General features: G+C 58.6%; 26 protein-coding genes and 1 pseudogene. 9 read left to right on the forward strand and 18 right to left on the reverse strand.

What is annotated here, in order from left to right:
• Positions 1–8 precede the first annotated feature (8 nt).
• On the forward strand, positions 9–1,043 hold the full coding sequence (locus FHT92_RS27795; RefSeq protein ID WP_183831273.1) for an L-idonate 5-dehydrogenase: 1,035 nt from the start codon (positions 9–11) through the stop codon (positions 1,041–1,043).
• 4 nt (positions 1,044–1,047) lie between these two features.
• On the opposite strand, the gene FHT92_RS27800 is transcribed toward FHT92_RS27795, so the two are convergent.
• The 5 genes from FHT92_RS27800 to FHT92_RS27820 form a co-directional block, all read right to left on the reverse strand.
• Positions 1,048–1,809 (reverse strand): SDR family NAD(P)-dependent oxidoreductase, encoded by a 762-nt coding sequence (locus FHT92_RS27800; protein WP_183831275.1) that lies wholly within the window; start codon positions 1,807–1,809, stop codon positions 1,048–1,050.
• A gap of 13 nt (positions 1,810–1,822) precedes the next feature.
• Positions 1,823–2,635 (reverse strand): ABC transporter permease, encoded by an 813-nt coding sequence (locus FHT92_RS27805; RefSeq protein WP_183831277.1) that lies wholly within the window; start codon positions 2,633–2,635, stop codon positions 1,823–1,825.
• Entirely contained in the window at positions 2,635–3,501 is an 867-nt protein-coding gene (locus FHT92_RS27810; RefSeq protein WP_183831279.1) for an ABC transporter permease, read from the reverse strand. Before FHT92_RS27810 ends, FHT92_RS27805 begins: the two co-directional genes overlap by 1 nt.
• 81 nt (positions 3,502–3,582) lie before the next feature.
• The gene (locus FHT92_RS27815; protein ID WP_183831281.1) at positions 3,583–4,746 is read right to left on the reverse strand and encodes a spermidine/putrescine ABC transporter substrate-binding protein; all 1,164 of its coding nucleotides are present in this window, start codon (positions 4,744–4,746) and stop codon (positions 3,583–3,585) included.
• 22 nt (positions 4,747–4,768) lie between these two features.
• A complete protein-coding gene (locus FHT92_RS27820; protein ID WP_183831283.1) occupies positions 4,769–5,860 on the reverse strand; it encodes an ABC transporter ATP-binding protein in 1,092 nt (363 codons plus the stop codon).
• 192 nt (positions 5,861–6,052) lie between these two features.
• Between FHT92_RS27820 and FHT92_RS27825 the strand changes: the two genes are divergently transcribed.
• Entirely contained in the window at positions 6,053–6,856 is an 804-nt protein-coding gene (locus FHT92_RS27825; protein ID WP_183743272.1) for a helix-turn-helix transcriptional regulator, read from the forward strand.
• A gap of 27 nt (positions 6,857–6,883) precedes the next feature.
• Here the strand turns inward: FHT92_RS27825 and FHT92_RS27830 are convergent, their stop codons facing one another.
• Together FHT92_RS27830 and FHT92_RS27835 are read right to left on the reverse strand one after the other, a co-directional pair.
• A complete protein-coding gene (locus FHT92_RS27830; RefSeq protein ID WP_183831285.1) occupies positions 6,884–7,909 on the reverse strand; it encodes a fatty acid desaturase in 1,026 nt (341 codons plus the stop codon).
• On the reverse strand, positions 7,906–8,106 hold the full coding sequence (locus FHT92_RS27835; RefSeq protein WP_183831287.1) for a DUF4167 domain-containing protein: 201 nt from the start codon (positions 8,104–8,106) through the stop codon (positions 7,906–7,908). Before FHT92_RS27835 ends, FHT92_RS27830 begins: the two co-directional genes overlap by 4 nt.
• A gap of 475 nt (positions 8,107–8,581) precedes the next feature.
• On the opposite strand from FHT92_RS27835, the gene FHT92_RS27840 reads away from it, so the two are divergent.
• The 3 genes from FHT92_RS27840 (at position 8,582) to FHT92_RS27850 (ending at position 10,588) form a co-directional block, all read left to right on the forward strand.
• Entirely contained in the window at positions 8,582–9,502 is a 921-nt protein-coding gene (locus tag FHT92_RS27840; RefSeq protein WP_183831289.1) for an MYG1 family protein, read from the forward strand.
• 240 nt (positions 9,503–9,742) lie between these two features.
• Entirely contained in the window at positions 9,743–10,168 is a 426-nt protein-coding gene (locus tag FHT92_RS27845) for a DUF309 domain-containing protein (RefSeq protein WP_246735580.1), read from the forward strand.
• 33 nt (positions 10,169–10,201) lie between these two features.
• Entirely contained in the window at positions 10,202–10,588 is a 387-nt protein-coding gene (locus FHT92_RS27850; RefSeq protein ID WP_183831291.1) for a hypothetical protein, read from the forward strand.
• A gap of 49 nt (positions 10,589–10,637) precedes the next feature.
• Here the strand turns inward: FHT92_RS27850 and FHT92_RS27855 are convergent, their stop codons facing one another.
• The 3 genes from FHT92_RS27855 to FHT92_RS27865 all read right to left on the reverse strand — a co-directional run bounded on the left by FHT92_RS27855 (position 10,638) and on the right by FHT92_RS27865 (position 12,311).
• Positions 10,638–11,015, reverse strand: coding sequence for a hypothetical protein (locus tag FHT92_RS27855; RefSeq protein ID WP_183743262.1), 378 nt, complete (start codon positions 11,013–11,015; stop codon positions 10,638–10,640).
• Between the two features lie 259 nt (positions 11,016–11,274).
• Complete coding sequence (locus FHT92_RS27860) at positions 11,275–11,784, reverse strand: Hsp20/alpha crystallin family protein (protein WP_183831293.1); 510 nt, start codon at positions 11,782–11,784, stop codon at positions 11,275–11,277.
• 50 nt (positions 11,785–11,834) lie between these two features.
• A complete protein-coding gene (locus FHT92_RS27865) occupies positions 11,835–12,311 on the reverse strand; it encodes an Hsp20 family protein (protein ID WP_183831295.1) in 477 nt (158 codons plus the stop codon).
• A gap of 214 nt (positions 12,312–12,525) precedes the next feature.
• On the opposite strand from FHT92_RS27865, the gene FHT92_RS27870 reads away from it, so the two are divergent.
• Positions 12,526–12,747, forward strand: coding sequence for a hypothetical protein (locus FHT92_RS27870; RefSeq protein WP_183831297.1), 222 nt, complete (start codon positions 12,526–12,528; stop codon positions 12,745–12,747).
• A 38-nt stretch (positions 12,748–12,785) separates the two neighbouring features.
• Here FHT92_RS27870 and FHT92_RS27875 read toward each other — a convergent pair whose 3' ends face one another.
• The 4 genes from FHT92_RS27875 to groES all read right to left on the reverse strand — a co-directional run bounded on the left by FHT92_RS27875 (position 12,786) and on the right by groES (position 18,604).
• Positions 12,786–14,990, reverse strand: coding sequence for an amylo-alpha-1,6-glucosidase (locus tag FHT92_RS27875; RefSeq protein WP_183831299.1), 2,205 nt, complete (start codon positions 14,988–14,990; stop codon positions 12,786–12,788).
• A 21-nt stretch (positions 14,991–15,011) separates the two neighbouring features.
• Positions 15,012–16,106, reverse strand: a complete 1,095-nt coding sequence (locus FHT92_RS27880) for a glycosyltransferase family 4 protein (RefSeq protein ID WP_183831301.1) — start codon at positions 16,104–16,106, stop codon at positions 15,012–15,014.
• Positions 16,107–16,609: 503 nt separating this feature from the next.
• Positions 16,610–18,238 carry a chaperonin GroEL gene (gene groL / locus FHT92_RS27885; protein ID WP_183743252.1) on the reverse strand — a complete coding sequence of 543 codons (1,629 nt, stop codon included), beginning with the start codon at positions 18,236–18,238 and terminating at the stop codon, positions 16,610–16,612.
• Positions 18,239–18,289: 51 nt separating this feature from the next.
• Complete coding sequence (groES, locus tag FHT92_RS27890; protein WP_183743250.1) at positions 18,290–18,604, reverse strand: co-chaperone GroES; 315 nt, start codon at positions 18,602–18,604, stop codon at positions 18,290–18,292.
• A 281-nt stretch (positions 18,605–18,885) separates the two neighbouring features.
• On the opposite strand from groES, the gene FHT92_RS27895 reads away from it, so the two are divergent.
• Both FHT92_RS27895 and FHT92_RS27900 read left to right on the forward strand, forming a co-directional pair.
• Positions 18,886–19,158: an usg protein gene (locus FHT92_RS27895; protein ID WP_183831303.1), complete on the forward strand. Its 273-nt coding sequence runs from the start codon at positions 18,886–18,888 to the stop codon at positions 19,156–19,158.
• A gap of 97 nt (positions 19,159–19,255) precedes the next feature.
• Entirely contained in the window at positions 19,256–19,546 is a 291-nt protein-coding gene (locus tag FHT92_RS27900; protein ID WP_183743246.1) for a hypothetical protein, read from the forward strand.
• A 76-nt stretch (positions 19,547–19,622) separates the two neighbouring features.
• On the opposite strand, the gene FHT92_RS27905 is transcribed toward FHT92_RS27900, so the two are convergent.
• The gene (locus FHT92_RS27905; RefSeq protein WP_183831305.1) at positions 19,623–20,462 is read right to left on the reverse strand and encodes an oxidoreductase; all 840 of its coding nucleotides are present in this window, start codon (positions 20,460–20,462) and stop codon (positions 19,623–19,625) included.
• A gap of 200 nt (positions 20,463–20,662) precedes the next feature.
• Between FHT92_RS27905 and FHT92_RS27910 the strand changes: the two genes are divergently transcribed.
• Entirely contained in the window at positions 20,663–21,556 is an 894-nt protein-coding gene (locus tag FHT92_RS27910) for an AraC family transcriptional regulator (RefSeq protein ID WP_183831307.1), read from the forward strand.
• Between the two features lie 195 nt (positions 21,557–21,751).
• Here the strand turns inward: FHT92_RS27910 and FHT92_RS27915 are convergent, their stop codons facing one another.
• The 3 genes and pseudogenes from FHT92_RS27915 to FHT92_RS27925 form a co-directional block, all read right to left on the reverse strand.
• A complete protein-coding gene (locus FHT92_RS27915; RefSeq protein ID WP_183831309.1) occupies positions 21,752–22,723 on the reverse strand; it encodes a GDP-L-fucose synthase family protein in 972 nt (323 codons plus the stop codon).
• A complete protein-coding gene (gmd, locus tag FHT92_RS27920) occupies positions 22,716–23,819 on the reverse strand; it encodes a GDP-mannose 4,6-dehydratase (protein WP_183831311.1) in 1,104 nt (367 codons plus the stop codon). The genes FHT92_RS27915 and gmd overlap by 8 nt, the downstream gene beginning before the upstream one ends.
• Positions 23,820–23,999: 180 nt before the next feature.
• Positions 24,000–24,285 (reverse strand): annotated as a pseudogene (locus FHT92_RS27925) (hypothetical protein); the annotation flags it as partial.

The raw sequence follows: 24,285 nt of genomic DNA on the forward strand, positions 1-24,285 counted from the left end.
AGGTTGCGATGCAGACCCGGCTGGCAAGGCTTTATGCGAAGGGCGATCTCAGGATCGAGACTGCTCCGGTTACAGCTCCCGCTCCGGGCGAGGTGCTTTTGAAGATGGCGGCCGCAGGCATCTGCGGCTCCGACCTGCATTATTACCAGGACGGCGGCTTCGGACCGGTTCGGGTCCGCGAGCCGATGATACCAGGTCACGAGGCCGCCGGAACGGTCGAACTGGCAGGCGAGGGGGTGAGCTTGGAGCCAGGCACGCTGGTGGCGGTCAATCCAAGCCAGCCGTGCGGTGCTTGCGAATATTGCAGCATCGGAATGCCGATCCACTGCCTGAAAATGCGCTTCATGGGCAGCGCAATGCGCCTGCCGCATGAGCAGGGCATGTTCCGGGAATGGCTGGTAGTGCCGGCCAGACAATGCGTCGAAGTTGGAGCCTCGACAACGCCTGCTGAAGCGGCCTGCAGCGAGCCCCTATCCGTTTGCCTGCACGCCGCATCGCGTGCGCCGGGCATTGCCGGCAAAAAAGTCCTGGTGACAGGCGCCGGACCGATCGGTTCCCTGATGGTTGCCGTTGTCAGTCATTATGAAGCCAGCGAAATCGTCGTCACTGATCTTGCCGATGCGGCGCTCGCGCGGGCGAAAGCCATGGGCGCTAACCGCACGATCAATGTGGCCCAGGATGCAGCCTCACTTGCCGAATTCCAAGTGGGAAAAGGCTATTTCGATCTTGTCTTCGAATGTTCTGCTGCCGCCCCGGCCATTCATAGCGCCATTGCGGCGATCAGGCCTCGCGGCACCATCGTTCAGGTCGGCGTTACCGGGGATGTGCCTCTTCCCCTCAACGCCATCGTCGGCAAGGAGTTGCATATCCACGGAACACAGCGTTTTCACGAGGAATTCGCGACGGCGGTCGACCTGATTTCACGTCGGAAGATCGATGTGCGGCCGATCATCAGCCACAGCCTGCCGCTCGACGATGCCGTTTCAGCCTTTATCATTGCCGGCGATCGTTCACTGGCTTGTAAGGTACAGCTCACCTTCTAGTCGGTCAGACGATTGTCTCGCCGCCATCGACGACGAGGATCTGGCCCGTCATATAGGAGGAGCGGTCCGATACCAGGAACAGGATCGGTTCGGCGATTTCCGAAACATCAGCCCAGCGGCCGAGCGGCACCTTTTCAGCGATATAGCTTTCAATCTTGCCGCGCCCACCCATCTGCGCGATGAACGGCTCATTGAACGGCGTGTCGACCCATCCGGGGCAGAGCGCATTCACGCGAATGCCGAATTTTGCATAGTCACCGGCCATCTGCCGGGTCATGGCGATGACAGCATGTTTGGTCGTCGTATAGGCGATCATTTCGCGGTCGTAGAGCACACCTGATGATGAGGATGTGTTCAGGATCACGCCTTTGCCGGCTTTCTTCATGATCGGCATGACGAAACGCGCCGCCATAAAATGTGCCCGCACGTTCAGGCTCCAGGACTTGTCGAAGCCTTCGATCGCAACCTGTTCCAGATCACCCGCCACCTGTGCGCCCGCATGATTGTGCAGAATGTCGATCCGGCCGTGGCGTGCGGCAACAGCGACAATGCCGGCTTCAAGCCCCCTGTCGTCGGTCACATCGACCACCAGGCTTTCGGCGCTACCGCCTGCCTCGGCGATCAGGCTCACGGTCTCTTCGGCATTCGTGAAGTTGATATCCGCAACGACGACATGGGCGCCCTCGCGCGCCATGATCTGCGCGCCGGCGCGACCGATGCCCGAGCCTGCGCCCGTGACGATTGCAACGCGATCTTTCAGTATCATGGCATTTCCCCGGTCAGTTTGTCGTTGTCTTTTCGCGCATCAGGACGCGCGCGATGAAAATGAGCGCGAGCGAGGCGACGAGCACCATAGTCGCGATCGCATTGATTTCAGGCGTCACGCCGCGGCGAATGGAGGCGAAGACATAGATCGGCAGCGTCGTATTCGAGCCGGCCACGAAGAAGGCGATGATGAAATCATCAAACGAGAAGGTGAAAGCCAGCAAGAAGCCCGCCAGGATCGACGGCATGATCTGCGGGAGCACGATCTGCCGGAACGTTGTGAATGGCGTCGCGTAGAGATCGCTGGAGGCCTCGACGATATCACGTCCGAGGCTCGCGATGCGGGCTTTCACGATCATCGTCACCAGTGCCATGGTGAAGAGACCGTGCGCGGCAATGATCGAACCGTAACCGAGCGCGAGCTTCGGCGGCTGATCGCCCGGCCAGAGGGCGGCGATGACGGGGTTGATGAAGCCGAAGACCTCGACGAGGGCAACGAGTGTTGCAATGCCAATGACGACACCGGGCACGACGATCGCTGCAGCAAAGAGACCGTCAAAAACCGCGCGCGTCCGGGCGCCGAGCCGCTCCATGCCGATGGCAGCCATGGTTCCAAAGATCGCGGCGAGCGCTGCACTGGTGATCGCGATGATCAGGCTGTTGCGCAACGCTTCCATCAGGAACGTATTCGACAGCGCCAGGCCATACCATTGTGTCGAGAAGCCGGTGAATTCGCTGGCATTGCGGCCCGCGTTGAAGGAGAACAGCACGACGAGCGCGATCGGCGTGTAGAGAAACAGATAGACGAAAGTGACGAGCGCGCGCATCAGATGAGATCCACCTCCCGGGTACCGGCGACGCGCCAGGCGATACGCATGGCGACAAGCAGCACGATGACAACAACGGCAACCAGTGTGACGGCAATCGCCGAACCGAAAGGCCAGTTGCGCGATTGCAGGAAGAGATCGACAAGTGCATTGCCGATGAAGAAGACCTTGCCGCCGCCGAGAAGCTGCGGGATCAGATATTCACCGAGGAGCAGGATCGTGACCAGCGCAACGCCGGTCATCACGCCCGGAAGCGATAGCGGCAGGGTGATACCGAAGAAGGTCGAGATCGGCTTAGCACCGAGATCGGCCGAGGCTTCGAGCAGCCGGCGATCCAGCTTTTCCAGACTGACATAGATCGGCATGATCATCAGCGGCAGGTAACCGTAGACGATGCCGAGCAGCACGGCGCCGGGCGTATTGATCAGCCTGACATTTTCAATGCCGACGAATTCGAGCAGATGGGGAATGCCGCGCGCGCCGAGCAGGTACATCCAGGCATAGGTGCGCACCAGCAGGCTGGTCCAGAAGGGCACGACGACAAGCGAGACGAGCAGCAGCCGGCGCTGCGGGCTCGCCTTGACCGCGAGATAATAGGCGACCGGGTAGGCGACGATGAGGCAGGCAGCCGCCCCAATCGGCGCCAGGATGAGCGTATTGACGAAGGCGGCCGAGCGCGCGCCGAGATTGGCGAACTGTTCGAAGGTGAAAGCCGCCTGATAGCCGCCTTCCGGCGCCCGTTCGCCGAAGGCGAAGACGATGATGGCGATGAAGGGCAGCACCAGAAAGACGAACAGCCAGACACTGGCCGGGCCAACGAGGGCCGCGGTGATCAGGCGCCGTTTGGTGGCGTGGGGCAGGGGCATGGCTTGGTCTTCATCCACCGGATCACGAAGCTGAACCGGCTTCCACGCTGCGGGCTAGGGAAGCCGGGATGCAGGATAGACTTACGCCGACTTGAAGCGCGCCATCAGTTCCGCGCGACCCGGATCGGTGAGTGTCACGGCGGCGCCGAATTCCAGTGGCGTGAGCGCTGCTTCGTCCGGATAGACGATCTTGTTCGATGTGACCTCCTTGGGCAGCAGCGCGATGACGCGGCTGTCGGTGGTCGGCGCGCCGTTGGCGATGTGCTCCTTTACCGCATTCTGCGGGTCCATCAGATAGTTGAGCAGTGCGTAACCCGCGGCCTTGTTGGGCGCATCCTTCGGAATCGCATAATAGTCGGTCCAGATTTCACCGCCGTCGGTGCCGAGGATATAGGCAAGTTCCGGCATGTCGCGGTTGAGCTGCGCCCCGTCATTGGTCCAGCACATGGTGAGCCATGCATCGGTCGAACGCATCGACGGCTGGTAGTCGGAGTTGATGGCGAAGAGATGCGGCTTGACCTTGATCAGCAGTTCTTCTGCCTTGGCAAGTTCGTCGGCCTTGATCGAATTGAAGTCGTAGCCGAGCGAGACAAGCGCGCTGCCGATTGTCGTCAGCTGATAGTCATGCACCATGGCGCGGCCATCGGCTTCGGTCTGGGCGATCTCGAAGAAGTCCTTCCAGCTGGAAAGCTTGGTCTTGATCTTGGACGTGTTGACAGAGAAGCCGGTCGTGCCCCAGTTCTTCGGCACGGCATAGGTCTTGCCGTCGATCTGGCCTTCCTTGGTGAAGCGCGGGCTTTCGGTTGCCTGGCTGAAATTCGGGATCTTCGACAGGTCGAGCTCGTCGATCAGGCCGAGTTTGTGATGGGTCGAAATCGTATAGTTGGTCGGCACGAAGAGCGACCAGCCGGAAGCGCCGGCCTGTAGCTTTGCGAGCATTTCCTCGTTCGAACCGAAGACGTTGACCTCGACGGCAACGCCGGTTGCTGCCTTGAAGTTTTCGAAGGTTGCTGGGTCGTGATAGTTCGGCCATGTGGCGATCGACATCTGCGTGCCCAGATCTTCGGCCGCATGGGCAGGCGTCGACAGTGCGCCCGGGAAGCGCGACAGTACGGCGGTCGCAAGACCGAGGCCGGTGACCCCGAGGAAGTGACGGCGGCTGACGGAACCGCGCTTCAGGCGCATGAATTCGTCCATGAAGCCTTCGGCGGAAATGGGCAGATTGTCCTTATAATCCTTGCTCATGATGCTGTTCCCTTGTTTTGGTTTATGCATTCGATGCTGGAAAGACATGGATGGCGGCAGGGTCGAAACCGAGGAAAACTTCCTCGCCTGGCTCCACGAGATCACTCTCGTTCATGCTGCGGCGGTCCACCGTGATCAGGAAATCGCCGAGCCCGGGTACGTTGACGGCATATTCCGCGGACGAGCCGAGGAAGATGCGATGCGTCACGGTTCCCTTGAACGACGTGCCTGATGGCGCAGCCTTGCGCGTCAGATGGATTGCCTCGGGGCGCAGGGCAGCGATGACTTCGCCCGACGCGAGCTGCTTGCCGGAGGCGATTGCTGAGCCATCCGCCAGCCTGAGCGTCGTACCATCGGCTTCCATTGCCGCAGCGATACGGTTCGTCTTGCCAACAAAATCGGCGACGAAAAGATCTGCGGGGCGGTCGTAAACTTCCTGCGGGCTGCCGAGTTGACGGATGCGCCCGGCACTCATGACGCAGACGACGTCGGCCATCGAAAGTGCCTCTTCCTGGTCATGGGTGACGAGGACGAAGGTGATGCCGAGTTCGCGCTGCAGGGTCTGCAGCTCGATCTGCATGGCCGACCGCAGCTTCTTGTCGAGTGCCGCCAGAGGTTCGTCGAGCAGCAACACGGAAGGGCGGTTGACGATGGCGCGGGCAAGCGCGACACGCTGCTGTTGCCCACCCGACATTTCATGGATGCGCCGCTTGGCAAAACCGCCGAGCCGGACCATTTCGAGCGCCTCGGCGACGCGCCGGTCGATCTCTTTTGCCGTAATCTTAGGGCGCACCTGCTTCAGCCCATAGGCGACGTTCTGCTCGACATTGAAATGCGGAAACAGCGCGTAATGCTGGAACACCATGTTGACGGGTCGGCGATAGGCGGGAACGCCATTCATCTCGTGCCCGTCGATCAGCACCGTGCCTTCGCTCGGCTGCTCGAAACCACCGATCATGCGCAGGCAGGTCGTCTTGCCGCAGCCCGAGGGACCGAGCAGCGCCAGGAACGCGCCCTTAGGCACAGTAAGGTTGATGTCCGTCACGGCGGTCACGGCGCCATAGTTTTTCGTGACCGAACGGAACTCGATATCGTTCGTCGAAGCGGATGCCACGTCTGTTCCCTGCGGTTGGTTCGGAGTGGCAGTCTGTCGCTGCCTTATTGCCACCGTCGTTAAGGAAAGAGTAAGCCTGAGCTTCCTGCGCGGTATATACCCCGAGAGAGGTATTTAGGCGCATAACGTTTCGTGGAAGGTGTATATCCAGTCTGCGCGAATTTGCGTGGAACGGCAGAGGGAAAGGGCTAGATGAGCATAGACCTGGAAACGCTGTTTGCCGCCTTCAATGCAACGGTCGGCAAGGCCGCCATGACCGATGTCACTTTCGGCGACACCTTCCGCCAGATGATGGCCGCGCTCGTGCGCTTCGACTATGTCGTCGTCTTCGCCTATCGCGGCAAAGAGCGGCCGATCGATCTCTACAGCACCTTCGACCGCGAGGAGCACGTTGTTTTCGTCACACTCTATCAGGCCGGTCCTTATCTGCTCGACCCCTTCTATCATACCGCTCGAGAACGTCGTGAAGGAGTCTTCAGGATGCGCGAACTGGCGCCGGACAGGTTCTTCTCCAGCGAATATTACCGCACCTATTACGTCCAGACCGGACTTGCCGAGGAAATCGGCTTCTTCGTGCCCGTCGATGGCGATATTACTGTCGTGTTGTCGCTGATGCGGCGCGAAAGGACCGGCGTTTTTCCGACCGCCGAATTCGCGACGCTGAAAAAGGTCGAGCCGCTCGTGGCCAGTATGGTGAAACATTACTGGGCTGGGCTCGCGCCGCGCTTCGTTGCCCAGCTTGCCGCAAGGGGTAAAAGCCGCCGTAAAAGTGAGGTCATGCCACGCGCTGACACCGTCTGGCACGATCTCAACCTTACGGGTCGGGAAACGGCAATCGTCGAACTGGTGTTACAGGGCCATTCGTCGGAATCGATCGGTCTCAAGCTCAATATTTCGACGGGAACGGTGAAGGTCCACCGCCGCAACGTCTACCGCAAGCTCGGCATCTCCTCGCAGACGCAATTGCTCTCGCTCTATCTGAAAAATCTGAGCTGACGATTGGGGTGCGTACCCGGACAGTCGTCAGGCGCTTACCTCTGCCTCACGCAGCGAAATCAGCCGTCGTGCCGTCTCATCCCAGAGGATGAGCTTCACGCAGCCGAGGCTGTCACGCATATTGATGCGCCCAAGCTTCGCCAGCTCCGGATAGTCACGCAGCACTTCCGGCAGCCTGTAAAACGGCACTCGGCTCGACAGATGGTGGACATGGTGCATGCCGATATTGGCGGTGATCCATCGCAGCGGGCGCGGCAGATCGTAATGCGAGGCACCATGCATGGCGGAATGGGGAAACGTCCATTCCGGAGGCGTGGACCAGTGGGTGTCTTCGAATTGGTGCTGGACATAGAACAGCCAGACACCCGCCGCTCCTGCAAGCAGAACGATCGGCAGATGGATCAGCAGAAAGGGAACGATGCCGACGGCCCAGATGAGAAGAATGGCAAGCGCAGCGATGCCGGCGTTGGTCGCCATCGTTGAAACCCAGGGCAGCGCCCCGGAGCGCATCATACCGAACGGCAGTCTCTGTTTGAAGAGAAAAAGATAGGCAGGACCAATGCCGAACATGACCAGCGGATGCCGATAGAGGCGGTAGGCCAGTTTTCCCCGACGCGTCAGGGCACGATATTCCGCGACCGTCAGCGTGGCGATATCACCGACACCTCTCTCGTCCAGATTGCCGGCTGAGGCATGGTGTTCCGCATGCGCACGGCGCCAATAATCGTAGGGTGTGAGTGTGAGGATGCCGATCACGCGCCCCGTCCAGTCATCCCACTGACGCCGTCCGAAGAACGAGCCGTGCCCGCAATCATGTTGCAGCATGAAGAGCCGCAACAGGAAGCCGGCGGCAGGGACGACGAGGATTAAGCCGAGCCAATAGCCGAAGTGGATCGCAACCGATGCTGCCGCCCAAAGAAGGATAAACGGTATCAGCGTCACGGCCAGTTCGTACAGGCTTCGGCCTGTATTGGGTTTGCGGTAATTCGAGAGAATCTTGAGCCAGGCTTTTTCGGCACCGGCGTCTTGGCCAGCCGTCATCGTTGCGTTCATAGTCGGTCGGCGTCTTTCTGTTGGGCAGCGCTGCGGAAGAAGTGTTCGGCATGCTGGTAGTCATTTTCTGCGCCGATCCGGTCGCCGGCCAAAGACTTCAGCTCGGCAAACTGAAGGTACTGCTTGTGTCGATCCAGCAGGCGCTGCCTCGATGGTGTAGCACTTCTATTACGGTGGACGAAATGGTGATTATTCATGATAGATCCGAACCGCGAGGGTTCGCTCCTGATTGTCTGAGAATGATTGCTTGGGCGCTTTGCTCGGCGATGGTCCGCTGTCGCAGCTTGCAACTGATGCCTTGTCCTAGGAGACTGCGGCAGGGTGCGTTAGCGATCGGCGAGACGGTGTTTCCGTCGGCAGATGAGGTCGTTCTGATCTGGTCAGTGTGAGATCCACGCGCAGAAGCAAACTCCACTGCGGCTGCTACAAATCGCTGATGGGAAGGTCGCAAGCGCGTCGGCAATCGGGCAACGGAGCATGCATCATCGAGAATACAATATCCTCGGATGTTCGGGGTATTACTGCAGCATTGTGGCTGCATCACGTCGGGGATGTCTCCAAGCTATCCGGATCGAAAGAATTATATCGCTTCCCCGCCTGCTGTTGAGCTGGTGACCGACGCAGGCTATCAGAACGGGCAACAAAGTCCCGTTCCGAGAGACGCATCTGACAATGACCCTTTCATACCTGGTTACGCATTCTGGCGGCTTCCACGCCGATGAGCTGCTTTCGAGCGTCATCCTGACTCGACTGTTCCCTGAGGCCAAGATCATTCGCAGCCGAAATGTCGAATGGACCACACCGGCCACCGATCGCATCATCTACGACGTCGGTGGGCGGTATGATCCCGCCGCAGGCATCTTCGACCACCATCAGCGTGGTGCGCCCGTGCGTGAGGACGGGCGGCCCTACAGTTCCTTCGGTCTGGTCTGGAAACACTATGGAACTGACTATCTTGCAGCTCTGGGAGTGCCCGAAGCGCATGTTTCGTCGGTGCATGCCTCTTTCGACGCCAAGTTCGTCTTGCCTGTCGATCTGACCGACAATGGTGTGCTTGATCCTTCCATCGCAGGCGAGCTGGCCGGCCTTACGCTGCCGGCCTTGCTGGAAACTCTGAAACCCGTTTTCGATGCCAAGATTCCCGAGGCCGACGACCGGGCGTTCCATGCCGCCCTTTCGATCGCACGAAGCTTCGTCGAGGCCGGTATCGCGACGCAGGATGCCAAGCTGCGTGCCGAAGCGCTCGTTCTCAAGGCGATCGACGAAACAGGCGAGGGGCGCGTCCTCGAACTGCCGATGGGCATGCCTTTTCGCGCGGCGATCGTAAGAGCCAAGGCCGATCATCTACTTTTCGTCGTTCACCCGCGGGAAAACGATTGGTGCGTGACCGGTATCCGCCGTGCTGACGAAGGCTTCGAGCTGCGCGCCGACCTGCCCGCATCCTGGGCGGGCCTGATAGGCGATGAACTCGAACGTATCTGCGGCGTCGAAGGAGCGACTTTCTGCCATAAGGGTCTGTTCGTCGCGGCAGCAAAAACTCGAGAAGCAGCATTTGCGATGGCACAAATCGCCGTAGAACAGGCGCTATCGTAGGACGTCACGCATCAACGACGCCCCTTAGGCTTGTGAGGATCCAATGGTGTACGATGAAGCGATTTGTCTGGCGGCTTGCGTACAGCTTCGCTTGCGATCATCGTTTTCGGCGTGATGACGGTTCAGGTTATGCAGCGTCCTCGTCTACTGCCGCAGCGGAGCTTTCCGCGTTACGCCTATTTGCCAGGCCGGATGCCTCATCCTGTGCGGGATCCGGCAGGACATAGTTATCGGGTCGAGATGGAGCCAGTTCTTCCCACACTCGATTCCGACGAATTCGCGTGGGGCGCGGATCTTTTCAACCATGGTTATTACTGGGAAGCGCATGAGGCCTGGGAAGGGATCTGGCACGTCGCGGAAAGAGGCACTGCGCTGCGCACCTTGCTCAAGGGGTTGATCCTGCTTTCCGCCGCCGGCGTGAAGACCCGCGAAGGCAAACGCGCACCGGCTCTGCGTCATGCCGGTCGTGCTGCCGGGCTGTTTCGTCAGCTATCGCAAATCCCGCATGACGCCTTTTCGCAGGCGCTCGGAATGTCACTGACGACGCTTGCCGATAGAGCGGAAGCATCGGCAAGGGCCGCGCCAGTGTTGCGGATGACCACGCCGGGACAGCCGGAGCCAGTTTATGATTTCATTCTTGGAGATCCACTAAGCTTTGCGCCATAAAGGGTTTATTGGCAGCTCTGGCTGAGACAACATATGGGCAATCGCTATGAGCCTGGTTTTCCGATGATGATGGCATTCCTCAATCTGATGATAGTCAGACGCGTGATTGCAAAAGGTCTCCTGCTTCTCGCATTCTCCAGTTCGTGCTGCGGGCCATCGTTGGCTGCAGATGGGAAAGCAGATGTGTCAAAACTGCCGGAGGACGTGCGCGCCTTTATGGAGCGGCGCAATGGATGCGATCATTACCGCGGCGAAGATTCCTCCGACGCGGAGCGCAGGGCGCAAATTGATAGGGAACTGCAGCGACTCTGCATCGGAACCGATGCAGAACTTGCCCGACTGAAGCGCGTCTATGCTGGAAATAAGGCCGTTCAGCATACGCTTGACGACTATGAAGTGGACATTGAAACGGGAGACTAGCTCGCCGATCGGCGAGAGCCGACCGACAGCGTCCATCATCAGCCTCTCATCAAACTTCCATCACGTCTTCAAACGCTTCCGGGAAACTCTGACGTGCCACTTTCTCGTTGATGATCAGCATTGCCGCATAGGACATCGGGTCGAAATCCTTGTCGACAGCCACCACTTCTCGTCCAAAGAGCAGGTTGAGCCGAGCCGCGTCCAGATTGCCGCGCTCGAAGGGTTCCGCCCCGAAATAATGCCAAAGCGCATGCAGGAAAGCTGCGTCGACTCGGTGTTCAGCGGTGCCTGGCCGGGCGCGACGAGGCAGAGCCTTAATCGGCGTCACACCCTTCGGGTTGGCGCGGCGAATGGTGAATTGAATCCCGCTCCCCGGCATACCCGATGGAAAGCCGCGGTGTTTCGTCATATCGGGAAGATTGGCCACAGCTGACTCCTTCGCAATGGATTTGGTCCAATGTCGGGTTCGTCGATCGCAATACCCGCAGCCACACGAATAACGACGTAGGCGTTGCTTTACGAGCACGGCAAGGCTCCATCCATGAATATTCTTGTCCACATGACCCCGGGCCTGAATTTCGGCGTGCAGGCGGATCGCGCTGTTCATTCTTCAGGCAAGATAGGTCTTCCCGAATCGGGACGATGACGCCGGCGGCTGCCCTAAGGCACGCCGCCAGCAAAGTCGTTTAGCTCTTGATGGCGATGCGCTTGACCTGCGACTGCGCCTTCTCGGTTTTCGGCAAGGTCACCGTCAGCACGCCGTTCTTGAACCGGGCATCGATATTATCTTCCTTGACCTCGACGCCGAGCGGAATGCGGCGCTCGAAGCGACCGTAATAGCGCTCAGAGAATCGACGGTCCTTGTCCTCGGTTTCCGACTGCTTTTCGCCTTTCAACGTCAGCACGCCGTCGCTGAGCAGGACTTCAATATCCTTCTCCTCAAGCCCGGGCACTTCAGCCGTCACCTTGATCTCCTTCTCGCTATCGGAGATCTCGACGGTCGGCCATCCGCCGCCAAAGCTTGTCGTGCCACTTAGAGACGGCAAGCCGGAACCGAAGCCACGGAAGACGTCATCGAACAGCCGGTTTACCTCGCGATGCAACGATAAAAAAGGATCGCGATCGTCGTCGCGAAACAGGCTGGGAACCTGGTTGCCGGTGTTGCGGCTCCAGGGAATGAGATCACGGACACTCATAGTTTTCTCCTTTCTGTTGATTGGGCACAGCTCTCCCGTCGGCGGAAGGCTCAAGCCGCTTGTTTCTCAGCGTCGATCTGTTTTGTCTCGGCCTTGGGCAGCGCCTGGTCGGTCTTGATCTCGATCTGACGTGGCTTCATCTCTTCTGGGATTTCGCGCCTGAGATCGATGGTCAGCAGACCGTTGACGAGACCTGCGGTCACGACCTTTACATGGTCGGCCAACTCAAACCGGCGCTGAAAGCTCCGCCCGGCGATACCGCGGTGCAGATATTGCACCTCCTGGGAATTCGCCTTCTGACCAGAAACCACGAGCATGTTCTGCTCTTGTGTCATTGTCAGCTCGTTCTGCGAGAAGCCCGCGACTGCCATTACGATGCGATAGTCATCCTCGCTCGTCTTGACGATATCGTAAGGCGGCCAGTTGTCGATGGTGTCGATGCGGCTTGCTGTTTCGAGCGCAGTCAACATTCGGTCGAAGCCGACGCTTGACCGGAAGAGGGGAGAGAAATCGAGGTTTGTCCTCATAGCCATATCCTCCTTATAAGCAACATGGATACAAGGAGACGCCAAGAGCGACAGGCGTCTCCTGGACTTGTGCCGGTTCCTTTTGGCGACCGACAATGCTAATATAATTCAGTGACTTGCTGTTTCAAGGGACCGGAATTCTTCGATAAAAAATTGATTTTTGGGGCAGTGTCACCACATCCGAGCGTAAGTAGCTAACAGAGGAGCAATGGATATGACAATGACTTCAGACGATGTCATCGCCGTGCTTGGCCCTGTCGATAAAGCACTTGTAGCCGAGGTCATCGCGACTGGTGCAACGCAGGCTGAACTCGCAGAGGCATTTGCGTGGGCCAGCAATGACGAGGCCCTGATAGGCGAAGGGCGGCGCTTGGCTACGGGCAGGGTTGCTGCGCTCGTGGATCTGCTGACGTCGGATGAAGAAGAACTGGAATAGGGAAGGCAGACACCAGCCTTCCGAAGATCGTGGTTCATCTACACTATTGTAAGCACCCGCACGTCGCCCCTGCGTTCGACGACATCGACCACCACTTGGCGACCGGAGCGCCGGATGGCGACATCAGCCGAGCCGTTGCCGATAGATAGATGCCGCAAGAGCACTTCATCCAGGAAAGGGGGCAGCTCTGGCTCAAGAAAACTGATCTGCAGAGCGTTCGGATCGAAATCGAGCCCTAGGCAGGATTGCAGCAGCGAGAGGGGTGCTGCGGCTGCCCACGCCTGGGGAGAGCAGGCAACCGGATAGAAGGTCGGCCCCTGTGCCCGCCGACGCGCAAAACCGCAAAAGAGTTCTGGAAGCCGCCGCAGCTCGATATAGGTCGATGCGGCGAAAAGGCCCTCGAAGATCCGGGCAGCCTCAGTGCGATAACCATAGCGGGCAAGCCCGCTGGCAATCATGGCATTATCATGCGGCCAGATCGAGCCGTTGTGGTAGCTCATGGGATTGTAGCGGGCCTCGGTCGAGGGGATGGTGCGGATGCCCCAACCGCTGAAGGAGGAGGCACCCATCAGCGTGCGGGCCACCTTTACAGCCCTTTCGGGATAGGCGATGCCGGTAAACAGCGCATGGCCTGCGTTCGAGGAGCGGACCCTGCAAGGCTGCTTGTCTGCATCGAGCGCCAGCACATAGGTGCCGAGTTCTTCATCGAAAAACGAAGCATCGAAGGCGCGGCGCAAGCCTTCTGCCCGGGCAAGGAAGCTTGCAGCCCGCTCCGACCGGTCGAGCCGCCGGAAGATTTCGGCTGCCGCCTGCCAAGCGCCATAGACATAGGCCTGCACCTCGGCGATGGCGATCGGTCCCTTCGCCAATGCGCCGTCGGCATGGAAAACGGAGTCGTGGCTGTCCTTCCAAGCCTGATTGACTAGGCCTTCTTCGGTCAAGCGCCCATATTCGACGAAGCCGTCGCCATCGCGATCTCCGTGCTCGTCGATCCAGGCGAGCGCCGCCTCGATATGCGGCAGAAGACGAGAGACAGTGGCGACGTCGCCGGTCCGCCTGACATATTCGCCGGCGAGCATTACGAAGAGCGGAGTAGAATCGATGCTGCCATAATAGCGGCGGAAAGGAACTTCGCGTAGTTCAGCCATTTCTCCGGCGCGGACCTCATGCAGAATTTTCCCTGGCTCGGCGTCGGAGGCGGGGTCGATCTCCGTCGCCTGGTTGATTGCGAGATGTCCAAGAACGCCGCGGGCGATCTGCGGATCGAGCCAAAGCATCTCAAGAGCGGTAATGATGGCGTCGCGCCCGAAGACCGTACTGAACCAGGGGATCCCGGCATACGGATATGGCCCTTCAGGCTTGTCGGTCATCAGCATGTAGAGGTCGGCGATGCTGCGACGCGCGACTTCGTTGAAGATCCCGTTTGATGTTGCAATCGAAGCCGCGCGTGAGGACGAGGTGCGCAATGCCCGGCGGGCATCCCGCAGGGCAAAGAAGAAGGAACGGTGGCCGTGGCGTTGGGTTGCCGTCCGGTCGCAACCGATCTCTATAAACAGCGACCGCGTCTCGTGTGGCGCCAAGTGGAGATCATAGACGACATGATCGCTGCCAAGTTGGTCCGGCTGCGGATCGAAGGATAGCCGCGTCGACCGTTTCCGGTTGTCCAAGCCTATATAGGAGAGCAGGATCGCATCCCGCTCCGTGATAGCTGGAAGATGTCGTCCCCTCCTGGCCCTCACCGTTCCCCGCACCTCGAACAAATCAGCGAAATCAGCTCCAAATCCGATCTCTATCCGGACATGCTGCGGTCGCTCGTCATAGTTCCTGACCGTCAGCCGCTCGTAGCAGCCCGCATTCCAGAGGAAGCGGGTCCTGCGCAGATGGATCAGGTCATGGCCAAGCGTGAGCTTGCCCTTGTCGTCGAAGTGATCGGGATTGGTCAGGTCGCACCTCAGGGTAGCGTTGTCGTCGCGCAGAGTCGACGACAACAGCATTGGTCGCTTGCCGTTGATCGTCAGATAGAGATGCGAGAGATAGCGTGTATCCCCGTGAAACAGGCCTTCCGGGCTGCCAGGCCCGGAAAGCACGTCGCCGTTGTGATCGAAGACGGCGAAGGTGTCGCCGTGTTTAAGGGTGCGGGGTCGCCTCTCCTGCAGAGATGCTGTCGCAGGAATAAAGAACTGTGCGATCGGCGCTGCCGGGCTCGCCCATGTAACGGCCGGATTACTGCCTGTTGCAACCATCGAAATGGCTCCTCCGTGCGGTTAGGCAACGACTTTCAGGTCGAGCGACTGGCCGTTCGCCCGGCGAACAGACGCGGCTCTGGTACGAACGCCCGGCAGGTCGCGGTAGATGCCGAGATAGTCCCGCGCCATCCGTTCGGCTGTGAAACGCTTCTCAAAGGCTGCTCGGACCTTACGACGATCAAGCCGCAGCAGCCATTCGATATTTTCTGCGGCTTCCTGAACACTGTCGACCAGCACACCCGAGACGCCTTCGTCGATCACTTCAGGAGCGGAACCGCAACGGAAGGCAATAACCGGCGTGCCGCACGCCATGGCTTCGATCATGACCAGCCCGAAGGGCTCCGGCCAGTCGATCGGGAAGAGCAGCGCGCCGGCATTGCCGAGGAAGGCTGCCTTCTGATGCTCGTTAATCTCGCCGATGAATTCGACGTTCGGATGGCTTTTGACCATAGGCTCGATAACGGTTTGCCAATAGGCTTTGTCGGCATTGTCGATCTTGGCTGCCATTTTCAACGGCATACCGACCTTTGCGGCGATCTGGATGGCACGGTCCGGTCGTTTTTCGGGAGATATGCGACCGAGGAAGGCAAGGTAATTACCTTTCGGCTTTTCCGTGAACGGCAGCAGGTCGCGAGGCAGGCCATGATAAACTGTTCCAGACCATCTGACCGGCGGCATCGGGCGGCGCTGATCATTGGAGATCGAGACGAGGGGAGTATCGGCAAAAGCCTCGTAGAAGGGCTTGAGATCAGGCAGGTCGAGACGCCCATGCAGCGTGGTGACCGTACGATCGGCGAAGTCCCGGATCAGCGGGAAATGCAGGAGATCGATATGAAAATGCAGGACGTCGAACTCGTGTGCGCGCCTGCGGATCTCCTCCAGCATCACGACCTGATGCGGCAGGTGGTCCCTGACCGCCGGGTTGAGCCTGAGCGCGACATCCGAGCACGCCACGAGCTTGGCGTTGGTGATCGAATCGCCGCTGGCGAAAAGCGTGACGTCATGGCCTTGGGCGACAAGTTCTTCGGTGAGATAAGAGACAATCCGCTCGGTCCCCCCGTAAAGCTTGGGCGGAACGCTTTCGGCGAGCGGTGCGATCTGAGCGATCTTCATCGGCAAACCTCCTCAATTGAGCAAAGAGTCCTCGGGAAAGAACCGCCTCTGCATCCTTAAAGGCACGCAGCGGCCGGATAGGATGTCTAGGTCTCGAATGATTGTCGGCGACATCCTCCTTTCCGGTAGCTGCACAGGCCAGGGCTACCTAACCCGCGAACTCGCGGCGGGTTCCCCCGACGAGGCCTTTGGATGTCGAAGAAATGGGATGAAATTATCCCTTGAGATAGCCGATCGTTCTTCTCGGGTGCCCATGAAGCGAGTACGGACCGTTTCGCATCATTGCCGGCGTCAGCAAACGCCTCGGCAGGGGCCTCGACATGCATAGTCGGGTTAAGCGGATACGCGGTACTGATCACTGTCGCGGTTTTCCGCCCTATCGGTCTGTTTATATCTTCCTTTCTCATCGCCTGGCTCCATTGATCTCGACCGATGGAACTTGGTTGGTTTCGATGCATGTGGGAGGTCCGCCCCGGCAGACGGAGCGGACCTCCGCAATCGCTTTAGAAGTCCATACCAGGGCCGGCGGGCATGGCCGGCGCGGCATCTTTCTTGGGTTTTTCGGCGATCATGGCTTCCGTCGTTACCAGCAGGCCAGCAACCGAAGCGGCATCCTGAAGCGCGGTACGCACGACCTTGGCCGGATCGATGACGCCTTGCGCATAGAGGTCGCCGTATTCCCCGGTCTGGGCGTTCCAACCGTAGGAGAAGTCAGTCTTCTCACGCAGCTTGCCAACGATCACCGAACCTTCTGCACCGGCGTTTTCGGCAATCTGGCGGGCAGGCGACTCAATCGCGCGGCGGACGATATCGACGCCGACACGCTGATCGTCGTTGGCTGTGGGTAGATTGTCGAGGGCCCTGACGGCACGCAGCAGCGCAACACCGCCACCCGGCAAAATGCCTTCCTCGACAGCCGCACGGGTTGCATGCAGCGCGTCGTCGACGCGATCCTTCTTTTCCTTAACCTCGACCTCAGTCGAACCGCCGACGCGGATGACCGCGACCCCGCCAGCGAGCTTGGCAAGACGTTCCTGCAGCTTTTCGCGGTCGTAGTCGGAGGTGGTTTCTTCGATCTGGGCCTTGATCTGGGCAACGCGACCGTCGATTTCGGCCTTCGATCCGACGCCGTCGATGATGGTCGTATTCTCCTTCTCGATCGCCACCTTCTTAGCGCGGCCAAGCATATTGAGCGTGACGTTCTCGAGCTTGATGCCGAGGTCTTCGGAGATGACCGTGCCGCCCGTCAGGATAGCGATGTCTTCGAGCATTGCCTTGCGGCGATCGCCGAAGCCCGGAGCCTTGACAGCAGCAATCTTCAGGCCGCCGCGCAGCTTGTTGACGACGAGGGTCGCAAGAGCTTCGCCTTCGACGTCTTCAGCGATGATGAGGAGCGGCTTTCCCGACTGGACGACAGCTTCGAGGATCGGAAGCAGCGATTGCAGGTTCGACAGCTTCTTTTCGTGGATAAGGATATAGGGTTCCTCGAATTCGACCCGCATCTTGTCGGCATTGGTGACGAAGTATGGGCTGAGATAACCGCGGTCGAACTGCATGCCTTCGACGACTTCGAGTTCGGTTTCACCGGTCTTGGCTTCTTCGACCGTGATCACACCTTCGTTGCCGACTTTTTCCATGGCCTCGGCGAGATAACGGCCGATCTCGGCATCGCCATTGGCGGAGATGGTGCCGACCTGGGCGATCTCGGAGTTGTTCGAGATCTTGCGCGCGTTTGCCTTCAGTTCCCTAACGACCGCATCGACGGCAAGGTCGATACCGCGCTTGAGGTCCATCGGGTTCATACCGGAGGCGACAGCCTTGGCGCCTTCCTTGACGATGGCCTGTGCGAGAACCGTGGCGGTCGTGGTGCCGTCACCGGCAAGATCGTTGGTTTTGGAGGCGACTTCGCGCAGCATCTGGGCGCCCATGTTTTCGAACTTGTCTTCAAGTTCGATTTCCTTGGCGACCGAAACACCGTCCTTGGTGATGCGCGGCGCGCCGAAGGACTTGTCGATAACCACATTCCGCCCTTTCGGGCCGAGCGTGACCTTTACCGCATTGGCCAGCACATCGACCCCTCGCAGCATGCGATCACGGGCATCGGTATGGAACTTGACTTCTTTTGCAGCCATTTTCTTCACTCCTTTGATAGGCAGCTATTTGACTGATGGTTGGAAAGCGCCTCAGGCCGCCTTTTTGTGCTCGGCCTGGGCTTCGATGACGCCCATGACATCGCTTTCCTTCATGATCAGAAGGTCTTCCCCATTGATCTTGATCTCGGTGCCGGACCATTTGCCGAATAGAATGCGATCGCCGACCTTGACGTCGAGCGCCTGGATCTGGCCGGCATCGTTGCGCGCGCCGGAGCCGACGGCGATGACCTCGCCTTCCTGCGGTTTTTCCTTGGCGGTGTCGGGGATGATGATGCCGCCTTTGGTCTTTTCTTCCGATTCGACACGGCGGACGAGAATGCGATCATGAAGCGGTCGGAACGACATGTTTTCCTCCGATGGACAAACAATGATTATGTTGTTCCCCTGGCCGGACCGGATGACCAGTCCGGGCGGGTGCAAAGACCTCGGTCGAGCGTTTTGCGCAAAATGATCTGGTTTTGCATTTTTTCGATTTCAAGAGGGCGAATGAAAAAAATTAGCACTCGCACTTGGTGGCTGCTAACACACTGGAAAGGAACAGAAAACCTGAATCAGACGTTCACAATTCCGTTGATGGCCGCAAAAAATTGCGCCACCTTTTGACTGTCATGAAACGGAGATGAAGCATGCGATTTTCATCGGATCTCGAACGTCAATTGAATGGCTACGGGCTCACCACCGCTCACATTCTCTACCGCATTCCCGATTTTGAATCAGTTCTGCAGACCTACGTCTGGCAGGATTACGATCTTGCGCCGGATTTCCCTGAGATGCATAAGTTTCTGGATTTCTGGCAAACCAATCTCGATGGGCCGCTGCATTCGGTCCGCTATTCCCACCAGCGCCTGATAGGGCCGAACGAATGGCGCCATGTCGAAGGCGAGTTCAAGCTGCACTGAGACTTGAAACTGGATTTTTATCTTCCTAGCTCTTCTTGCGACCGAAGCCGATGAGTTCGGTCGCTATCTCATGTCTTTTTGGAATGGGTGACGGAACGTGGAAGAAAAGATCAGTGTCATCAAGAACCTTAGCGTTGAGGAACGCGAAGAGACCCTCATCGATATCGCGCGGATTCTGGAGGACACAGCACGGGAGGCCTTTGTCGAAGGCAACAAGCATTTTGCGGTGCTATCCAACAACATGGCCGCGGCAATCCGGATCAACGCCGACGAGCTTGCGCGCGATGACGTTCGAAATGCTGAGCGCGTGCTGCAGCAGGCAACGACAATGCTTTCAGAATTCAAAGCCGCCCACCCCTACCGATTGGTGAGCATGGCCGTTCACTAGCGAATTGTGGCGTATGGGGTGGAGCGAGCCCCAAAATCGGCCGGCGTCTATGACACCGGCCGAATGTTGTTGTAATTTAGTTCTGCGGAAAGTCCGTGCTAACTGTCACGTGTTGCCAGGCGTCGAAATTCTTCCGCAGAACCTCCAGGCGTCCCTGCGCGAGCTTATATGCATCCGAACCAAGGAGGAGCCGGAGAGGAGGCTCGGCTGCGTCGACTGCCCTGATTATGGCCGCCGCGCCGCGAACTGGATCGCCCGGCTGTTTGCCTGAATATTCACGCGCGGCCCTGCGTCGGGCGCCCGCTGTTTCGGCGTAATCGTCGATCACGGTCTTGGATTCGATCATGGAGCGACCAGCCCAATCCGTTCGAAAGCCGCCCGGTTCCACGATTGTCACCTTGATGCCGAGCGGCCCGACTTCCTGCGACAGAGATTCCGAAAACCCCTCAACGGCGAACTTGCTGGCATGATAATAACCGGTCGCCGGAAACGCCATCAGACCACCAACCGAGGATATGTTGATGATGTGACCGTTTCGGCGAGCGCGCATCCGGGGCAGGGCCTTTCGTGTCACTGAATAGAGGCCGAAGACGTTGGTTTCGAACTGACGGCGAATTTCGGCGTCTTCGCCTTCTTCGATGGCGGAGAAGTAGCCGTAGCCAGCATTGTTCACCAGCACGTCGATATGACCGAAGTGCGCTTCGGCGCTGCAAACGGCCGTCTCGACAGCCTTCTCATCGGTTACGTCGAGTGGCAGCGCGATAGCGTTGCCGTCATATTCTTCAACGAGGTCTTCGAGATTTTCCGGGCGGCGAGCGGTTAGCACAGCGCGATCGCCGCGCTCCAGCACCTGCTTGGCAAGCTCGTAACCGAAACCGGTCGAGCAGCCGGTTATGAACCAAATCTTCTGTGACATTGGATTGCCTTTCCTGTTTCAAATTTCCTTGGCTCGGCAGGCAGGAACCGTAACGCCACCGCCTGCGAAGCTGAACGTCGCTGAATTTGGCAACAAGCCCCCTTTGAAACTACGGCAATCATGCCAATATTTTGCACGATCCTGCCAAGCAGTCCGCCCCAGCCTTTCCGTATCGATGAGCACGTGTCAGACACGGAGCAATGGAGATGATCGTGAAACAAATCGTCGAAACGATGTGCGGCATCGTCGAGTGTCACGCCGACAAGCCGCGTACGCCGACAATCGTTCCGGGTCTTGTGCTCCACCAGATGGAGACAAGCATCAATCCGATCCACGCTCTTTATCATCCACGGGTGTGCATCATCTTGCGGGGAGGCAAGACAGTTAGCCTCGGCCACGAGCGGTTTCACGTGGACCAATCGACATTCCTGCTCGTCACCGTCGATTTACCTGTCGCATCACAGGTGTTCAAAGCCGATAACGGAAAGTCTCACCTTGCCCTCACTTTGGACCTCGACCGGACGATGCTTGCCGATGTCCTGCAACGCCTTCCACCGCATCAGACGCCGACCAGCCCTCCGGCCGGCATTATCGCTTCCGAGCTTACAAGATCGCTGCTTGAGCCTTTCGCGAGATTGCTGAATTTGCTGGACAACCCGGACGAGGTTGAATTTATCCGGCCCTTGATCGTTCAAGAGATCCATTATCGGCTTGCGCGGACTGGTCTTGGCGAGAGGCTCGGCCAATTCGCCTGGAGCGGCTCCCACCTGTGGCAGATTGGAAAAGCAACGAGTTGGATCAAGGCGAACTACAAGGAGCCCATGAGGATCGAGGAACTTTCCGAAATGGCAGGGATGAGCGTCACGTCCTTCCACCGCCATTTCAAAGCCGTCACATTGATGACGCCGATACAGTACCGAACTCAGGTGCGCCTGCAGGAGGCAAGACGTATGCTGATTTCAGAACGCGCTGCGGCCGGCACGGCGGGCGTCGCGGTAGGCTATGACAGCCAATCGCAATTTAGCAGAGACTACAAGCGAATGTTCGGGGCGCCTCCGGCGTCAGATGCCGCTCGCCTCGTCAGGACAATATGACGATACGTGCGCCGTGGAACATTGCGCCGACCTCGATCCGGCACCGAAGCGTGATCGGCATTGAAGAAAATCTGAGGTGCCGAGAAAAGTTTTCGTGCCGACCGCCAGCGTTTCGTTGACCAGGGCCGCGGGGCGCCGGCCAATGAATCCGTTGACGATCAGCCGCGTCAGTTAGGTGGCAATGGCCGGCTGCACTCACTCCGCAGCCTCGATTTGGCGCTTGAGATAGTGCCCATTCAGGAAAGAGTGGTAGGCATCGGCAATGCCCTCCTTCAGGACGATCTTTGGAGACCAGCCAAGCCTGCGAAGTTTGTCGGCACTCATGAGTTTGCGTGGCGTGCCGTCCGGTTTCGTGAGATCGCGGGTGATCTCGCCTTCGAAGCCGACAACCTCCGCAACCAGCTGCGCCAATTCGAGGATGCTAATGTCTTTTCCGGAGCCGACATTCACATGGCTTTCGGCGGAATAGGTCTTCATCAGATAGACACAGGCATCGGCGCAATCATCGACATGGAGAAATTCTCGCTTTGGTGTGCCAGTGCCCCAGATGCGTATTTCCTTATCGCCGTTGGCCTTCGCCTCATGTGCCTTGCGGATCAGGGCCGGCATGACATGGCTTGATGCGAGATCAAAATTGTCGCCTGGTCCATAGAGATTGGTGGGCATGGCCGAGATGAAATCCGCGCCGTGTTGCTTTCGATAGGCAGCGCAGAGCTTCAATCCGGCAATTTTGGCGATCGCATACCATTCATTCGTGGGTTCGAGCGATCCGGTCAGAAGCGCAGCTTCGACAATCGGCTGATCGGCGAACTTCGGGTAGATGCAGGACGAACCTAGAAACATCAGCTTTTGGACGCCAACTTTATAAGCGGCGTGGATGATGTTCGCCTCGAGAATCAGGTTGTCGTAAAGGAAGTCGGCCGGATAGGTATCGTTGGCGAGAATGCCGCCAACCTTGGCGGCGGCCAGGAAGACGGCATCGGGACGGTTCTTCGCCATCCATGCCTCCACCTGATCCTGCCGCCTCAGATCGACCTCGGCGTGCGGGACCGTCAAAATCTCGCAACCCTCGGACCCGAGGCGCCGCACGATCGCAGAGCCCACCATGCCGCGGTGGCCCGCGACATAGACCCTCTTTCCGGCAAGGCTGTAGATGACATCAGGCATGAACCAGGCCCTTGTTCGCACCGACCGACGGAACATTGCGGGCCATGACTTTCAAATCCTCGCGAACCATTTCCGAAACCAGCTGATCAAGAGTGATCTCGTGTTTCCAGCCGAGTTTTGTATGCGCCTTTGTCGGATCGCCAAGCAGAAGGTCGACTTCAGTGGGGCGGAAGTAGGCGGGGTCGATTTCTACCACGCATCGGCCGGAGAGCTTGTCATATCCCTTTTCGTCGATACCCTCCCCATGCCAATCGATCGGCATGCCCAGCCTGGCAAAGGCCTTCTCGACAAAGGAGCGAACGGTGTGCGTTTCGCCGGTCGCAAGAACATAATCCTCAGGTTCGTCCTGCTGTAGCATGAGCCACATGCCGCGGACATATTCTCGCGCATGTCCCCAGTCGCGCTTGGCATCCAGATTGCCGAGATAGAGCCGGTCCTGCAGGCCAAGATGGATGGCTGCGGCCGCCCGAGTGATCTTGCGCGTTACGAAGGTTTCGCCGCGGATCGGGCTTTCGTGATTGAACAGAATACCGTTCGAGGCATGCATGCCATAGGCTTCGCGATAATTGACGACGATCCAGTAGGCATAGAGCTTGGCAACGGCATAGGGGGATCGAGGGTAGAAGGGCGTCGTCTCGTTCTGTGGAACCGTCTGCGCTTTGCCGTAGAGTTCGGAGGTGGATGCCTGGTAGAAACGGGTCTTCTTGGTCATGCCCAGCAGGCGAATGGCTTCAAGCAGCCGCAACGTGCCGCCTCCATCCGCGTTGGCGGTATATTCCGGCGTCTCGAAAGAGACCTGGACGTGGCTCTGTGCGGCAAGATTATAGATTTCGTCGGGCTGCGTTTCCTGGACGACCCTTATGAGGTTTGTTGCATCCGTCATATCGCCGTAGTGCAGGATGAAACGCGGATTGTCGACATGAGGATCCTCGTAGAGGTGTTCGATGCGATTGGTGTTGAAGGACGACGAACGCCGCTTGATGCCGTGAACAATATAGCCCTTATCCAACAGCAACTCGGCCAAATACGCACCGTCCTGACCCGTTACGCCGGTAATTAGTGCAACTTTCCTGTTCTGTCTCATTCCGGTATCCATGATCGCTCTCCAACTCGAATACGAACGCTGTTTCTGACAAGCTGATGCTGCAAGGGACGGGCGCTGCGCCGCCTCAGTCAGGCGGAATGCCTTGCCGAATACATCGACGGGGCGGTGCCTTGCAGCGTGAACGGGCGGCTCCGGCCTTGCCTGTCATGCGGGGGAGCGAAGCGTTTTGCCTCATTTTTGCATCCCCAGATACGGGTGCAGCCAACGCAAGGTGAACCATGCCGCGATCGGAGATGTCTCGAAATTCTGATATTTCATCAACGACCTTGCGTATAATTCGGAGTCGCGGAAATTGTATTTGGCGTGACGTTTGGGTTTGACGTTGTTGATGGCGACGACGATATCGGCATTGCGGGCGCTCCTGAGCTGCTGCAGGCAGAATTCTGCGGCCCGGCGGCTGGTCTTTGCCCATTGCACGACCATCAGCGTTCGCTCGGCAAGCGCCGTCAGATGCATC

Origin of the sequence: Rhizobium sp. BK377 (assembly GCF_014193935.1) — a bacterium.
Lineage (GTDB): Bacteria > Pseudomonadota > Alphaproteobacteria > Rhizobiales > Rhizobiaceae > Rhizobium.